Here is a 13,097-nt window from a genome sequence, read left to right as displayed (position 1 = left end):
GACAGAACCATTCGACTTGTAAGTCGTTTTCACCTTTCAGGCTACGTTCTGGAAAAACAAGATTTCGAACTATTTAGAGTTATTCTCTGTTTGGCTTGTTTCGTTCGATGACGCTAATCGCAATGGCTAAAAATAGAATATCTTTTACTAAAAAGAAGTTTGTCACCAAAACCCCATCAGACACTTTCCATGTATTCGGTGTCGTAATTAGAAAGCTGAGTGTCGCAAGAAAAATAATTGCGGCGGCTATGCCAGAAAAATAAGCGACTCGTGTGTTTTTAAGGCCAACGATTAATCCAATAGCGACAATGATTTCTGTTGCGCCAATGATGTTTGATACGGCTTGAACTGACATCACATCATACAACCAACTCATCAGAAAATGATTTTCAACGAGCGGTTGTATAAGCTTGGCCTCTGTAGGTGTGAATTTATAAATACCAATCCATATTAGAACTAAAGAAACGCCGAAAACTCCGATAAGATATCCAATTGAGTCACATTGATGATGGCTTTTTACGTTTTGCATAATTAACTACATTCTCCTGTTTGTTAGCGCTTCCAACAAGACCTATAAGGTTGGTAGAAAATTTCATAGGTTTTTTTTGCTCAAACAACAGATATTAAAAATCACGTGATACAGAATTACGTGTTTGATAGAACTTAAGGATATTTCGTGGAAGTTAAAATTTTTCAGGTTGACTCGTTTACATCAGAGGTTTTCAAAGGCAATCCCGCGGGCGTTTGTATCACAGAGTCAAGCCTTGATGAGGAAACGATGTTGGCCATCGCGGCCGAGATGTCGTTATCTGAAACGGCATTTCTGTCACTCAGTACAATGCAACTTCGTTGGTTTACACCGAGGACGGAAGTTGCTTTGTGTGGACACGGCACACTTGCAACGGCGCACGTTCTGAAAGAGCAGGGGTTATATAATACTGGAGATACGATTGAGTTCGTTACGCTATCTGGGGTTTTAACTGCACAACTCGATCATGAAGAAATTCATTTGGTGTTTCCTGCGCCAACTTTAGATATGAGAGCGAGTATTAACAAAGACTTACTTCATGGCTTGGGGCTAGATGCCGCCAATGTAGTCGCCTACGGTCAGTTTGATAATAAGCAGTTGATCGTCATTAATGATGAATTTGTGCTTGAACAGCTCGACCCTGATTTTGGTGCGCTGCTTAAACAAAAGGGCCGTGGCGTCGTCATCACTGCTCAATCAAGTACTGACGCCGATTTTGTCTCTCGATACTTCGCGCCTTGGGTAGGTGTTAATGAGGACCCAGTTACAGGCTCTGCACATTGCGCTTTATGTGTTTACTGGGCTAAAGAGCTCAACAAAAAGCAACTGAAAGGCTTCCAAGCCTCCGAGAGAAGTGGGGTCGTCCATACAGAGTTGTTAAGCACTGAGCACGTTAAGCTTTCTGGAAATGCAGTAACGATATTGCGAGGATATATGAGAATCGCGTAGCGGTCCTTGTGGGAATGATTTTATTTTCGTGTTACCCAATGCTCAATAGTGAGGACGCTTGAATGCTACTTATTTAAGTGGCTGATTTTTTTGTAAAAACACCCCTGGCACGGTGGTGTATAACGATTGGAGAGTTATATGAAAACTATCGGTCTTCTAGGTGGTATGAGCTGGGAGTCGACGCTTAGTTATTACAAATTGATCAACGAAGGAGTCAAAGAGACGTTAGGCGGCTTAAATTCCGCAAAAATTTGTATGTATAGCGTGAATTTTTCGGAGATAGAGAAACTTCAACATCAAGGTAAATGGGAAGAAACGGCAAGCATTCTATCTGATGCTGCATCTTCAATAGAAAAAGGGGGCGCTGACTTCATTCTTATTTGTACTAACACAATGCACAAAGTTGCGCCTCAAATTGAAGCCAGTATTAATATCCCCATACTACATATCGCAGACGCGACTGCTGAGTTACTTCGTGAGAAAGGGGTTCAAAAGGTCGGACTCCTTGGTACTCAATTCACAATGGAGCAAGACTTTTATAAAGGAAGGCTTTCCGACCGTTATGGGCTTGATGTCGTCATTCCCGATCAAGACGACCGCTCTAAAGTACATAACATTATTTATAAAGAGTTATGCCAAGGTGAAATCAAAGAGGAGTCAAGGACGATATACTTGCAAATTATTGAAAAACTAAAAGAGCACGGAGCTGAAGCTGTGATTCTCGGGTGCACTGAAATTGCCTTACTTGTAAACCAAAGTCACACCGAGGTTACACTACTTGATACCACTTCTATCCATGCTCAAGCAGCAGTCCGTTTGGCAATTGAAGGTGAATGATCTACGCTTTCTTTCCTGCAAAAAAAGAGAAAACCAAGCACGTGGTTTTCTCTTTTTTATTATCAAGTTATAAGCGAGCAAATTTGAGAGTTCTGTATCCACCAATCAAGTTGCGGGCTTTGTAACCATTGTTGACCAGCTGACGGTATGCTACGTTACCGCGTAACCCAACTTGACAGTAAATCACGATCTCTTTGTCTTTAGGAAGTTCGTGCATGCGACGACGTAGTTGATCGACAGGAATATTAATTGCACCTTCAAGATAACCAACGGACTCCAATTCACCAGGATTACGAACATCAAGTAACAGTTGGTCTTCTGTCAGTGAATCCATTTCATCATAATGAATCGCGGTCGCATCGCCTTTGATGATGTTATTTGCCACAAACGCCGCTTGGTTAATTACATCTTTAGCAGAGCCATAAGGTGGCGCGTAAGTTAGCTCGAGGTGTTGCAGTTGCTCTACCGTCATACCAGCACGCTGAGCAACTGCCATTACGTCGATACGTTTATCAACACCGTCTTTACCTACTGCTTGCGCACCTAATATTTTACCTGTTACTGGATCAAACAGCATTTTGAATGACACGGTTTCTGCACCTGGGTAGTAACTCGCGTGACTTGCTGTATGCACATACACTTTTTCATAAGCGATGTTTTCACGTTTCAGCTGTTTCTCGTTTTTACCAGTAGAAGCGACGGCTAAATCAAAAATCTTACAGATCGCCGTGCCTTGCGTACTTTGGTAAGTTTCTTGGCGGCCAAGCATGTTGTCTGCTGCCATTCGGCCTTGGCGGTTTGCCGGGCCCGCAAGTGGCACTAGAGTTTGCTCGCCAGTCACAAAGTCTTTCTCTTCTACCGCGTCGCCGACAGCGTAGATCGAAGGATCGCTGGTTTGCATGTATTCATTGATATAAATACCACCAAGAGCGCCGATTTCTAAGCCAGCTTCTTTTGCTAATTTGGTCTCGGGGCGAACACCAATTGCCATAATCAAAATATCGGTGGTGAGTCTTTCACCGCTGTTTAGTGTTAATTCCAATTCACCTTCTAGATGTTGGTGTTTTTCGCTCTCACCAGAGTCGATACTTGCCACGTGCTCGTTAGGTACGAATTTCACCGACTCAAGTGCGACGCCAAGTTTAAGGTCGATGCCTTTCTCACGAATTTCAGCATGTGCGAAGCCAGCCATTTCACGGTCAACGGGCGTCATCACTTGATCCGCCATTTCAACTAATGTGGTTTTTATGCCTAGCTGGTGGAAGGCTTCCATCATTTCCAAACCGATAAAACCACCACCAACGACCGTAGCGTGTTCAACTTTGTTGGTTTCGATCGTTTTAATGATGCGATCCATATCTGGAATATTGCGCAGCGAGTGTGTTAACGGGTTATCAATACCCGGAATAGGCGGCACAACTGGACCTGCGCCAGGGCTAAGTAGAAGAAAGTCGTAGCTCTCTTGGTATTCCGAGCCATCAAGCAAATTGTTAACCGTAACCGTTTTGTCTTGACGGTTAATAGAAACCACTTCGTTCATCACACGGACATCAACATTGAAACGCGCTAGAAAGCTTTCAGGCGTTTGAAGAAGCAGTTTGCTGCGCTCTTGGATATCGCCACCAATGTGATAGGGTAAGCCACAGTTTGCAAATGACACAAATGGACCGCGTTCAAACATAATGATTTCTGCGTCTTCACTAAGACGACGAGCGCGAGCTGCTGCAGATGCACCGCCAGCAACCCCACCAATAATCACGATTTTGCTCATGGATTTCTCCTGCTGAATGATCGAAAACGCCTACACCTTACTTAAATAAATTAGCTAAGTCTAATGTTATTTAATCTACATTAGCATTGACTTAATAATATTAATTAGTAATATCTAATAAAATGTAATGTAGTAATGAAGAGGCATAAGAATGGGCGACAGTATGCTACAAAGTGCGACCGAAGCGAGTGAGCTGCTTAAAATTATGGCTCATCCAGAGCGCCTAATCGTGATGTGTAAGCTGATTGAAGGCGAGAAAGGGGTCGGTGAACTTTTTGAAGGTTCATCATTAAGCCAATCTGCTTTTTCACAACATCTCACCGTATTGAGAAAGCACGACATCATTAAAGCTAGGAAGGTTTCTCAGCAGGTATTTTATTCAATTTCTGATGAAAGAGTTGGTCCGCTGGTTGAAGCGTTTAAGCAAGTTTTCTGTAAGTAATTAGTTTGGCGGTTGCTATGTTTGAAGTTCCTTGGATGTCGCTGTTGGGCGGCATAATAGTTGGCGTATCAGCGATAACACTGATGCTATTTACTGGCAAGACTGCTGGGATCAGTGGGATCTTAAACGGTGCCGTTGAGAACGCAGATCGCGTTTGGCGCATTGTTTTTTTAATTGCGATGGTATTAGGTGGCGTGTTTGCTGTTTATGTTCTTGGCGGGCATGTACCAGAACAGTACAGCGGTTCTGTTGTTTTAGTTATCGTTGCTGGCTTGTTAGTCGGTGTCGGTACGCGTATCGGCAATGGTTGTACTAGTGGTCATGGCATTTGTGGAATAGGGCGTTTCTCAATCCGTTCTGTGGTCGCGACGTGTACTTTTATGGCCACAGCCATGTTAACCGTCTTGCTAGTATCGTGAGGAATAGTGTCGTTATGAAAACTCACGTAATGAAAAGTATTAAGCAAATGTCCGTTGTTGCATTTTCTGGTGTGCTCTTTGGTATTGGTATGGTGGTCTCTGGTATGGCTGAACCGGCAAAAGTGATTGGCTTTCTCGATATTACTGGGGCATGGGATCCAAGCTTAGCCTTCGTAATGGGCGGAGCACTTGCGGTGTTCGTTCCAGCTTATCTTTTATTAATAAAGCCAAGAAGCGAATCTGTGTTTGGTGATGAGATTGTATGCCCAACTTCTAAAGCGATAGACAAAAAGTTAGTCGGTGGTGCTGTACTGTTTGGTATTGGTTGGGGCTTACTGGGTGTGTGTCCTGGTCCTGCGGTTGCCAGCCTTATTACTGGCAACACACAAGTTCTGCTCTTTATAGCGGCAATGTTGGTTGGGTCATTCACCGCTAAAAGAATGGTTCGTGGCTAAAGAGTTCTTCAACGCAAAAAAGAGTATCTCAACGTTAACAGAGAACTTAAACGCTAAAAAGTGAGTGTCGTAGAAACCGGGCAATGGTCACTCAGTTTATAGTCGAGTACATCTTGTGTTTTGAAAACGGTTTGAACACCAGACGACGCCTTTAAATCACCACTCGCAATGATGTGGTCTATCACCGAGCGGAATTGGTGGGTTTTATTCGGATTACGATTAGAGCGCACTTTACATTCTGCTTTAGTGTCTTTAGTCACTAGCTTTGCACTAGTATTGTCCGATATCACGTCCCACAACCAATCTCCTTGGTAACCCAAGTTGTGGTTAAAGTCGCCAAGCACGACATAATGTTGTTTGTTGTCCTCGCGCGCCTTTATCCACTTAGCTAGTGCCTGTCCTTGTTGTTTCACTATCTTACAATCGCGGTTATTACGATACGCGCCACTGCAACCCGCTTTCAGATGTACAGAGAGTAGGTGAGTCTCGTTTTCTTGGTTTGGATTTAAAACAAGGTAGCTCGCGAAGCGCAGCTTGCTGTTGCCTCGTGTGATAGAGAAGTCTGGCTTGTCTAATACGCTTACGCCATTGCGCACGGCAAAGCCTGTGTATTGGTTGGTGTCGTTAAACTGAAGGTGTCGGTTGGAGGCGTTTGAACGATCGGAAAGATAGATAGTGAAGTCATTGCCAACAGCTTTTTGCATTGCAGCGACGCTTTCGACTTCTTGAAAAGCAAGAATGTCGGCTTGTGTTTTATCCACATAGTGGGTCAGTTTTTCAAAATCTTGTGGTGTTCTCGACACTTTTCCACCATCTATAGATAACCATTCTATGTTCCAACTGGTTAGATTGATGGAGTTTTGAGCAAATGAAAGAGAACTAAAAAGTAATATTAACGTAACAAAAAGTGATCGCATTTTGGCCTGTTGCACTCCTATCTTTTAGCGTATTCCTTTCCATCCTTTATCCTACAAGACCTCCAAAAATAGCAAGTAGATTTAGTACCAATTTTGCAATTTTCATGGTTTTCTTCGCAACTGAGATCAACGCCAATAAGATCGATTTCTTCTTGTTCGCTAGCCAATCTTTATTGATCAAAATCAATGTTTTCGAGTGGTGCTTCTCGTTAAATACGCCACAATATATTGTGTTGCTAGAATAAAAAATAACCCCATATAGTGTGTTTGTGGATAACTCTGTGAGTATGCTCGGGTAAGGAGAACAAGGTGAAACCAATCGTAATCAAACGCGACGGATCAAGAGCTCCGTTCAACAGGGATCGTATCCAAGCAGCAGTTGAAGCAGCAGCGGAAAACAAAGATAAAGATGTCGCTATTTATGCTCTTAATGTGGCTCTTGCTGTCGAGTTACAGTTAAGAGAACACGATGAAGTTCACATCCATGAGATTCAAGACTTAGTCGAAAATGAACTCATGCAAGGTCCTTACAAAGCCCTAGCGCGTTCTTACATTGAATATCGCCACGATCGCGACATCGCTCGTGAGAAGCAAAGTGCACTAACTCGCGAAATCGAAGGTTTGATTGAAGAAAGTAATCTGGATCTAATCAACGAGAACGCGAACAAAGACGGCAAAGTAATTCCGACTCAACGTGACTTGTTGGCTGGTATCGTAGCGAAACACTATGCGAAGACGCACATTCTTCCTCGCGATGTGGTTCAAGCGCACGAAGTGGGTGACATTCACTACCACGATTTAGACTACGCACCGTTCTTCCCAATGTTTAACTGTATGCTTATCGATCTTAAAGGCATGCTGACGCATGGTTTTAAAATGGGTAACGCTGAGATTGATACGCCAAAATCAATTTCGACTGCAACAGCGGTAACAGCGCAAATCATTGCTCAAGTCGCGAGCCACATTTACGGCGGTACAACCATCAACCGTATTGATGAGGTTCTAGAACCGTACGTAATCACAAGCTACGAGAAACACCTAGAGATCGCAAAAGAGTGGAACATTGCTGAGCCAGAAGAGTTCGCAAAAGCACGCACTGAGAAAGAGTGTTACGACGCGTTCCAATCTCTAGAGTACGAGGTAAACACGCTACACACGGCGAACGGTCAAACACCATTCGTTACGTTTGGTTTTGGTCTTGGTACAAGCTGGGCATCACGCCTTATCCAGAAATCGATTCTGAAGAATCGTATTGCAGGTCTAGGCAAGAACCGTAAAACAGCGGTATTCCCTAAACTTGTATTCGGCATCAAAGATGGTTTGAACCACAAATCAGAAGATCCAAACTACGACATCAAGCAACTTGCGCTTGAGTGTGCGTCTAAGCGTATGTACCCAGACATTCTTAACTACGACAAAGTAGTGGAAGTAACCGGTTCATTCAAAACGCCAATGGGTTGCCGTAGCTTCCTTGGTACTTACGAAGAAAACGGTGAGCTGATTCACGAAGGTCGTAACAACCTTGGCGTCGTGAGCTTGAACCTTCCTCGTATCGCTATCCGTGCAAACGGAAGCGAAGAGAAATTCTACGAGCTTCTAAATGACCGCCTACGTCTTGCTCGTAAAGCACTAGAGACACGTATCTCTCGCCTTGAAAACGTGAAAGCACGTGTGGCCCCAATCCTATACATGGAAGGCGCATGTGGTGTTCGCTTGAAAGCAGACGACTCAATCGCAGATATCTTCAAGAACGGTCGTGCGTCTATTTCTCTTGGTTACATCGGTGTACACGAGACAATTAACGCGCTATTCGGTACAGAAGCGCACGTTTATGATGACGCTGTTTTGCGTGAAAAAGCGGTCGCGATCATCAAGCATCTAAAAGATGCTGTGAATCAATGGGCTGACGAAACAGGTTATGGCTTCAGCTTATATGCAACGCCAAGTGAAAACCTATGTAGCCGTTTCTGCCGCATCGATGCGAAAGAGTTCGGCGTAATTGAAGGCGTAACAGACAAAGGTTACTACACCAACAGCTTCCACCTAGATGTTGAGAAGAAGGTGAACCCATACGACAAGATCGACTTTGAGATGCCTTACCCAGAAATCTCAAGCGGCGGCTTTATCTGTTACGGCGAGTTCCCGAACATGCAACGTAACGTTGAAGCACTAGAAAACGTATGGGACTACAGTTACACCCGAGTGCCTTACTACGGTACAAACACGCCAATTGATGAGTGCTACGAGTGTGGCTACAACGGCGAGTTTGACTGTACAAGTAAAGGCTTCACTTGCCCAAGCTGTGGTAACCATGACTCAACTAAAGTATCAGTAACACGTCGAGTTTGTGGCTACCTAGGCAGCCCAGATGCACGCCCGTTTAACTTCGGTAAGCAAGAAGAAGTGAAGCGCCGAGTTAAACACCTGTAAGGTTTACTACCACTCGTTTTAACACTTTGAAAATCAACTTTAAACAGGTTGATTTTCTCTTTCGCGATAACACAGAGACGCATTATGAATTACCACCAATACTATCCAATTGACGTTGTTAACGGACCGGGTACGCGCTGCACGCTGTTTGTGTCGGGTTGTGTGCATCAGTGCCGAGGGTGTTATAACCAGTCGACGCAACGTTTGGATTCTGGTGTACTTTTCACGCAAGAAGCGGAAGACAAAATCATCGCTGACTTAAACGACACGCGTATCAAACGCCGTGGCTTGTCGTTGTCGGGTGGAGATCCGCTTCACCCTGCTAATGTGCCTCATATTTTGAAGATAGTGAAAAGGGTGAGAGAGGAGTGCCCAGGTAAAGACATTTGGGTTTGGACTGGCTACACGCTGACGGAACTGAATAACGCGCAAAGGGAAGTGGTGCAATACATCGATGTTTTGATTGATGGTAAGTTTGAACAAGACAAGAAAGACCTCAATCTCGAATGGCGTGGCAGTTCAAACCAAATCATTCATCGCTTTACGGACATCTAATCAAGCATTCTCCGCACATAAAAAGGGCTCACGCGTGCATAACGGGTGAGCCCTTTTGGTGTGAGTTCGTTAATGTCTTTTTGGTTACGCTGTCACCGATTGGTCATCTTCAACCATATTATTTATCCAACGTTTAGATTGAATACGGTAAGTCGTCAGTACGCCTTTCACTAACTCTTCCGCGAGCAGAGACATCAAGACAAAATGCAAAGGCAGCCCTAACACCATGCCTGTGTAATAAGTAAGGGGGATGCCAATAGCCCACTGACCGAACGTGTCGATGAAAATGCTATAGCGAATATCAGCGCCACTCTTTAGTACGCCGCCAATCCCAACCATGTTAAACACCCTCAAAATCATACCTAGCGCCATGACTAAACATACGTTAAGTGCCATGTCTGCATCGGTTAACGGGCTCAGTACCAATAGGTGATGAATCATGGGCGAGCTCAACCACACTAGGAAAAACAGCAAGGTGGCTAAGATTGCGCTGGTTAACACATACCACCACGCCGTTTTCTCGACTCGGTCATAATGTTTTGCACCAATATCATTCCCAAGAAGAACGGATGCAGCGACCGCAAATCCCATAAAGGTTGAAATCAGTACCCCTTCAATCGGTGATAAGAATGAGATGATCGCCAGTTCTGAAACGCCCAATTGACCATAGATGATGCTGTAAACGATCAATCCACCAGTCCAAAGCGCATCGTGGACCAACATGGGTAAAGAAACCTTAAAGTACTTTTTTCGATACTGTTTTAAGCGGCCTTGTACCCAATCGAACTTAGTCGGAATTAGGTAAGCATATCGTTTGTAGAAAAAATAAATCAAGACGGCGGTTTGGAAAAATCGAGAAACAAAACTACCTACGGCTGCACCAAATACGCCCCATTGAGGGAAACCAAATAAACCAAAAATCAAAACATAATTAAGCGCGACGTTAACGACAATGGCGGAGATACTAACGTTGGTTGCCAGTTTGGTTTGGCCCACGGAGCGCAATACCGCTTCAATCGGTACTACTATCGCCGTAGCAATGAGGCTAAAGCCCGTAACCACAAGATAATCACGTGCATAAGTGACGTATTCAGGATCGTCTGACATAAAAGAGACGATCTCTTCATCAAAAATCGCATAAAGAACGATAAACGGCAGCGTCACCAAAATGGAAATAAACCAAGATTGCGCCAACGTTCTGCGAATTCCGGCTAGGTTTCCTGAGCCGTAGTATTGAGAAGCAAGTACGGTAACTGCACCGCACAGGCCAAAGACAACCGCTAGGTTGAAGAAAAACATACGATTTCCAACTCCAACTGCTGCCGTTGCAGATTCTCCGAGTAGGCTTACCATGAAAATATCCACGACGCCGAGCAAAGCAAAAAGCATGGACTGAAGTGAAACAGGTAGGCCAATCGTAATCAGCTTTTGCCAAAATGCTTTATCGATGTATTCGCGTGTTAAGAGCATCGCATTTCTCCTTAAAGATTAATGCGAGTAGTTTATCCTCATGATTTGGCGGTGTATTTTTCAAAGGAATCCAAAACCTTTGTAAAACTCTCTACTAACGCACATGTGAGCCAATAAATCATGGAAGATAAACAAGAACGCTACGCGATTTCAGAAAAAACTTATCAAGAGTTTATTGATCACAGTCGAGTATTAGCACTTGAGGAGAGAGGCATTGTGCAGTGCGGCATTGCCACTTGTCGTGACTTCTTCTCTGTTTATCGTAAAAACCAAAAGAAACACATGCTGCTCTATACGGTGCGTGGTAAAGGGTGGCTAGAGAGTGGGACTTATCGATACGATTTGGAACCGGGCTCGTTGATTACAGTACCCGCAGGTGTTGAAAACGGTTTTGGTATAGAAGAAGAACCTTGGCAGATCGCGTGGCTTTTTCTTGCTCCTGATAGAGAGTGGCCGATATTAGAATGTGATGTTCGCTATCAGCTTTCATCTACACCTGAAGTGATGTATGCATGTATCCAAACACTACTACGCAGCATTCACCTTCCAATCGATTATGGTGGTGCGGTAGGTGAGCATAGTGTGGCTCAGTTAGAGCTGATGTTAAACATGCCGCCCTCAGAGTCGATATCACGCAGCCAATTGAGGCTTCGGCGTGTATTTGACCTTGTCCAACGTCAGCTCCATAAGGATTGGAGCGTTGAGCAGGTGGCGGCTCTATATCCATGTTCGGAGCCTCATTTGCATCGACTGACTCAAAAGCAGTTTGGTCGAAGCCCAATGGCACATTTAACGCGTATGCGCATGGAATATGCTGCTAGGTTACTTCGTTCAACAGAATGGCCAATTCAGCATATTGGAGAAATAGTCGGATATCCGACAAGCGCTAACTTTAGTACACGTTTTAAAGCGTGGTCGACCATGACACCAAGAGAGTTTAGAAAAAACGGTAGAGTGGATTGGTACGACGAGGAGTGAATCGTTCTTTTTCTGAACGATAGAGCGCACAAAACTCACCGCAATCCAGAATTTTGTTCTCTAATTGATTAAATAAGTGAAAAATCATTTCGTCATTTTTTGCGATGGTGTTAACGTGAGGTTCGGTACTTGAATTTCAAAGGGTTATGACTTTCATGTTTTCTAATCTCCCAACTCCCGTATTAGATCCTATTTTATCTCTATCCGTTGCATACCGTAACGATGAACGTCCAAACAAGGTTGACCTTGGCATTGGCGTATACAAAAACAGCGCAGGCGAAACGCCGATTATGAAAGCCATTCAAATGGCGCAGGATGTCGTTGTTGAAACTCAAAAAACCAAGTCTTATGTTGGTCTTGCGGGTTGCGAAGAATTTAATAAAAGCATGATCGATTTGCTGCTGACGGGAACGTCTGCAATGGATCGTGTTGCAGCTATTCAAACGCCAGGTGCAAGTGGTGCGCTGCGTATGCTCGGTGATCTAATGAAGATCGCACAGCCAGATACGACGGTTTGGATTTCCAACCCAAGCTACGTAAACCACAAGCCAGTGATGGAAGCAGCAGGCCTTAAAGTTAAGTTCTACCACTATTTCTCTTCTGAAACGAAACAAGTAGACACCGCAAAAATGATGGATGATCTTGCGAAAGCTGGGCCTTCAGATGTGGTACTTCTTCATGGTTGTTGCCACAATCCAACTGGTGCGGATATTGACTTCTCTGCTTGGCAAGCCATTACAGAATTGTCGCAGAAGAACGGTTTCATCCCATTTGTGGACATTGCTTACCAAGGCTTCGGTGATGGCCTAGAAGAAGACGCAAAAGGTCTTCGTTTTATGGCAGATAACGTTGAAGAGATGTTGATTACTACTTCATGTTCGAAGAACTTTGGTCTGTACCGTGAACGAACTGGTGCAGCGATTGTGGTTGGTAAGAACATGCATGATGTAACCAATGCAAAAGGTAAACTCCTCACTCTAGCTCGCTCTACTTACACGATGCCACCCGACCATGGTGCAGCTTTAGTTAAGACCATTCTGCAAGATGACAATCTCACTTCCGTTTGGAAGCAAGAATTGAGTGAAATGCAACATCGTTTGGTTAGCCTTCGTCAAAGTTTGTGTAACGAGTTGAGAAACAACCATAATACAGATCAATTTGATTTCATTGAGGGTCACAAAGGCATGTTTACTGTGCTAGGCTTTAGTGGAAACCAAATGGCGCAACTGCGTGAAGATTATGGCATTTATGGTGTTGGCGATGGTCGAATTAACATTGCCGGACTTACCGAAACTCATATTCCATACGTAGCGGACGCAATTAAGAAAGTATCTCAAGCTTAATTG

The 13,097-nt window shown here is 44.1% G+C and carries 13 protein-coding genes; 9 read left to right on the top strand and 4 right to left on the bottom strand.

The features are described 5' to 3' along the window. Positions 1 to 79: 79 nt before the first annotated feature. Positions 80 to 529, bottom strand: coding sequence for a YkgB family protein (locus R7093_RS00800; RefSeq protein ID WP_005376100.1), 450 nt, complete (start codon positions 527 to 529; stop codon positions 80 to 82). Positions 530 to 676: 147 nt separating this feature from the next. Here R7093_RS00800 and R7093_RS00795 point away from each other — a divergent pair, with 147 nt between their 5' ends. Together R7093_RS00795 and R7093_RS00790 are read left to right on the top strand one after the other, a co-directional pair. Beyond that, positions 677 to 1,477 carry a PhzF family phenazine biosynthesis protein gene (locus tag R7093_RS00795; RefSeq protein ID WP_213893406.1) on the top strand — a complete coding sequence of 267 codons (801 nt, stop codon included), beginning with the start codon at positions 677 to 679 and terminating at the stop codon, positions 1,475 to 1,477. Positions 1,478 to 1,615: 138 nt separating this feature from the next. Then, on the top strand, positions 1,616 to 2,314 hold the full coding sequence (locus R7093_RS00790) for an aspartate/glutamate racemase family protein (protein WP_017634634.1): 699 nt from the start codon (positions 1,616 to 1,618) through the stop codon (positions 2,312 to 2,314). 67 nt (positions 2,315 to 2,381) lie between these two features. Here R7093_RS00790 and R7093_RS00785 read toward each other — a convergent pair whose 3' ends face one another. Next, positions 2,382 to 4,085 carry an FAD-dependent oxidoreductase gene (locus R7093_RS00785; RefSeq protein ID WP_238970891.1) on the bottom strand — a complete coding sequence of 568 codons (1,704 nt, stop codon included), beginning with the start codon at positions 4,083 to 4,085 and terminating at the stop codon, positions 2,382 to 2,384. A 151-nt stretch (positions 4,086 to 4,236) separates the two neighbouring features. Between R7093_RS00785 and R7093_RS00780 the strand changes: the two genes are divergently transcribed. From R7093_RS00780 to R7093_RS00770, 3 genes are read left to right on the top strand one after another with little or no spacing between them, the layout of a single operon-like run. Next, entirely contained in the window at positions 4,237 to 4,527 is a 291-nt protein-coding gene (locus R7093_RS00780) for an ArsR/SmtB family transcription factor (protein ID WP_005376206.1), read from the top strand. A gap of 5 nt (positions 4,528 to 4,532) precedes the next feature. Beyond that, a complete protein-coding gene (locus tag R7093_RS00775) occupies positions 4,533 to 4,946 on the top strand; it encodes a YeeE/YedE family protein (RefSeq protein ID WP_372058356.1) in 414 nt (137 codons plus the stop codon). 14 nt (positions 4,947 to 4,960) lie between these two features. Further along, positions 4,961 to 5,401, top strand: coding sequence for a YeeE/YedE family protein (locus tag R7093_RS00770; protein WP_054700899.1), 441 nt, complete (start codon positions 4,961 to 4,963; stop codon positions 5,399 to 5,401). A 53-nt stretch (positions 5,402 to 5,454) separates the two neighbouring features. Here R7093_RS00770 and R7093_RS00765 read toward each other — a convergent pair whose 3' ends face one another. After that, complete coding sequence (locus tag R7093_RS00765) at positions 5,455 to 6,318, bottom strand: endonuclease/exonuclease/phosphatase family protein (RefSeq protein WP_238970892.1); 864 nt, start codon at positions 6,316 to 6,318, stop codon at positions 5,455 to 5,457. 309 nt (positions 6,319 to 6,627) lie between these two features. Between R7093_RS00765 and nrdD the strand changes: the two genes are divergently transcribed. Both nrdD and nrdG read left to right on the top strand, forming a co-directional pair. Beyond that, positions 6,628 to 8,748, top strand: coding sequence for an anaerobic ribonucleoside-triphosphate reductase (nrdD, locus tag R7093_RS00760; RefSeq protein ID WP_005388026.1), 2,121 nt, complete (start codon positions 6,628 to 6,630; stop codon positions 8,746 to 8,748). Between the two features lie 84 nt (positions 8,749 to 8,832). Continuing rightward, complete coding sequence (nrdG, locus tag R7093_RS00755; protein ID WP_017634628.1) at positions 8,833 to 9,303, top strand: anaerobic ribonucleoside-triphosphate reductase-activating protein; 471 nt, start codon at positions 8,833 to 8,835, stop codon at positions 9,301 to 9,303. 84 nt (positions 9,304 to 9,387) lie between these two features. Here the strand turns inward: nrdG and R7093_RS00750 are convergent, their stop codons facing one another. Further along, a complete protein-coding gene (locus tag R7093_RS00750) occupies positions 9,388 to 10,773 on the bottom strand; it encodes an MATE family efflux transporter (RefSeq protein ID WP_318146461.1) in 1,386 nt (461 codons plus the stop codon). A gap of 120 nt (positions 10,774 to 10,893) precedes the next feature. On the opposite strand from R7093_RS00750, the gene R7093_RS00745 reads away from it, so the two are divergent. Together R7093_RS00745 and R7093_RS00740 are read left to right on the top strand one after the other, a co-directional pair. Beyond that, positions 10,894 to 11,751: an AraC family transcriptional regulator gene (locus R7093_RS00745; protein WP_005388028.1), complete on the top strand. Its 858-nt coding sequence runs from the start codon at positions 10,894 to 10,896 to the stop codon at positions 11,749 to 11,751. A 155-nt stretch (positions 11,752 to 11,906) separates the two neighbouring features. Then, positions 11,907 to 13,094, top strand: coding sequence for an aromatic amino acid transaminase (locus R7093_RS00740; RefSeq protein ID WP_017634625.1), 1,188 nt, complete (start codon positions 11,907 to 11,909; stop codon positions 13,092 to 13,094). The last annotated feature ends 3 nt before the right edge of the window (positions 13,095 to 13,097 follow it).

It is taken from the genome of Vibrio sp. 1580 (genome assembly GCF_033340055.1).
This window is presented reverse-complemented; position numbering and strand designations above follow the sequence as displayed.

Coding starts and splice junctions, on each gene's coding strand:
- R7093_RS00790 (WP_017634634.1), top strand. CDS start 1,616: ATGAAAACTATCGGTCTTCTAGGTGGTATGAGCTGGGAGTCGACGCTT.
- R7093_RS00785 (WP_238970891.1), bottom strand. CDS start 4,085: ATGAGCAAAATCGTGATTATTGGTGGGGTTGCTGGCGGTGCATCTGCA.
- R7093_RS00780 (WP_005376206.1), top strand. CDS start 4,237: ATGGGCGACAGTATGCTACAAAGTGCGACCGAAGCGAGTGAGCTGCTT.
- R7093_RS00750 (WP_318146461.1), bottom strand. CDS start 10,773: ATGCTCTTAACACGCGAATACATCGATAAAGCATTTTGGCAAAAGCTG.
- R7093_RS00765 (WP_238970892.1), bottom strand. CDS start 6,318: ATGCGATCACTTTTTGTTACGTTAATATTACTTTTTAGTTCTCTTTCA.
- nrdG (WP_017634628.1), top strand. CDS start 8,833: ATGAATTACCACCAATACTATCCAATTGACGTTGTTAACGGACCGGGT.
- R7093_RS00745 (WP_005388028.1), top strand. CDS start 10,894: ATGGAAGATAAACAAGAACGCTACGCGATTTCAGAAAAAACTTATCAA.
- R7093_RS00800 (WP_005376100.1), bottom strand. CDS start 529: ATGCAAAACGTAAAAAGCCATCATCAATGTGACTCAATTGGATATCTT.
- R7093_RS00770 (WP_054700899.1), top strand. CDS start 4,961: ATGAAAACTCACGTAATGAAAAGTATTAAGCAAATGTCCGTTGTTGCA.
- R7093_RS00740 (WP_017634625.1), top strand. CDS start 11,907: ATGTTTTCTAATCTCCCAACTCCCGTATTAGATCCTATTTTATCTCTA.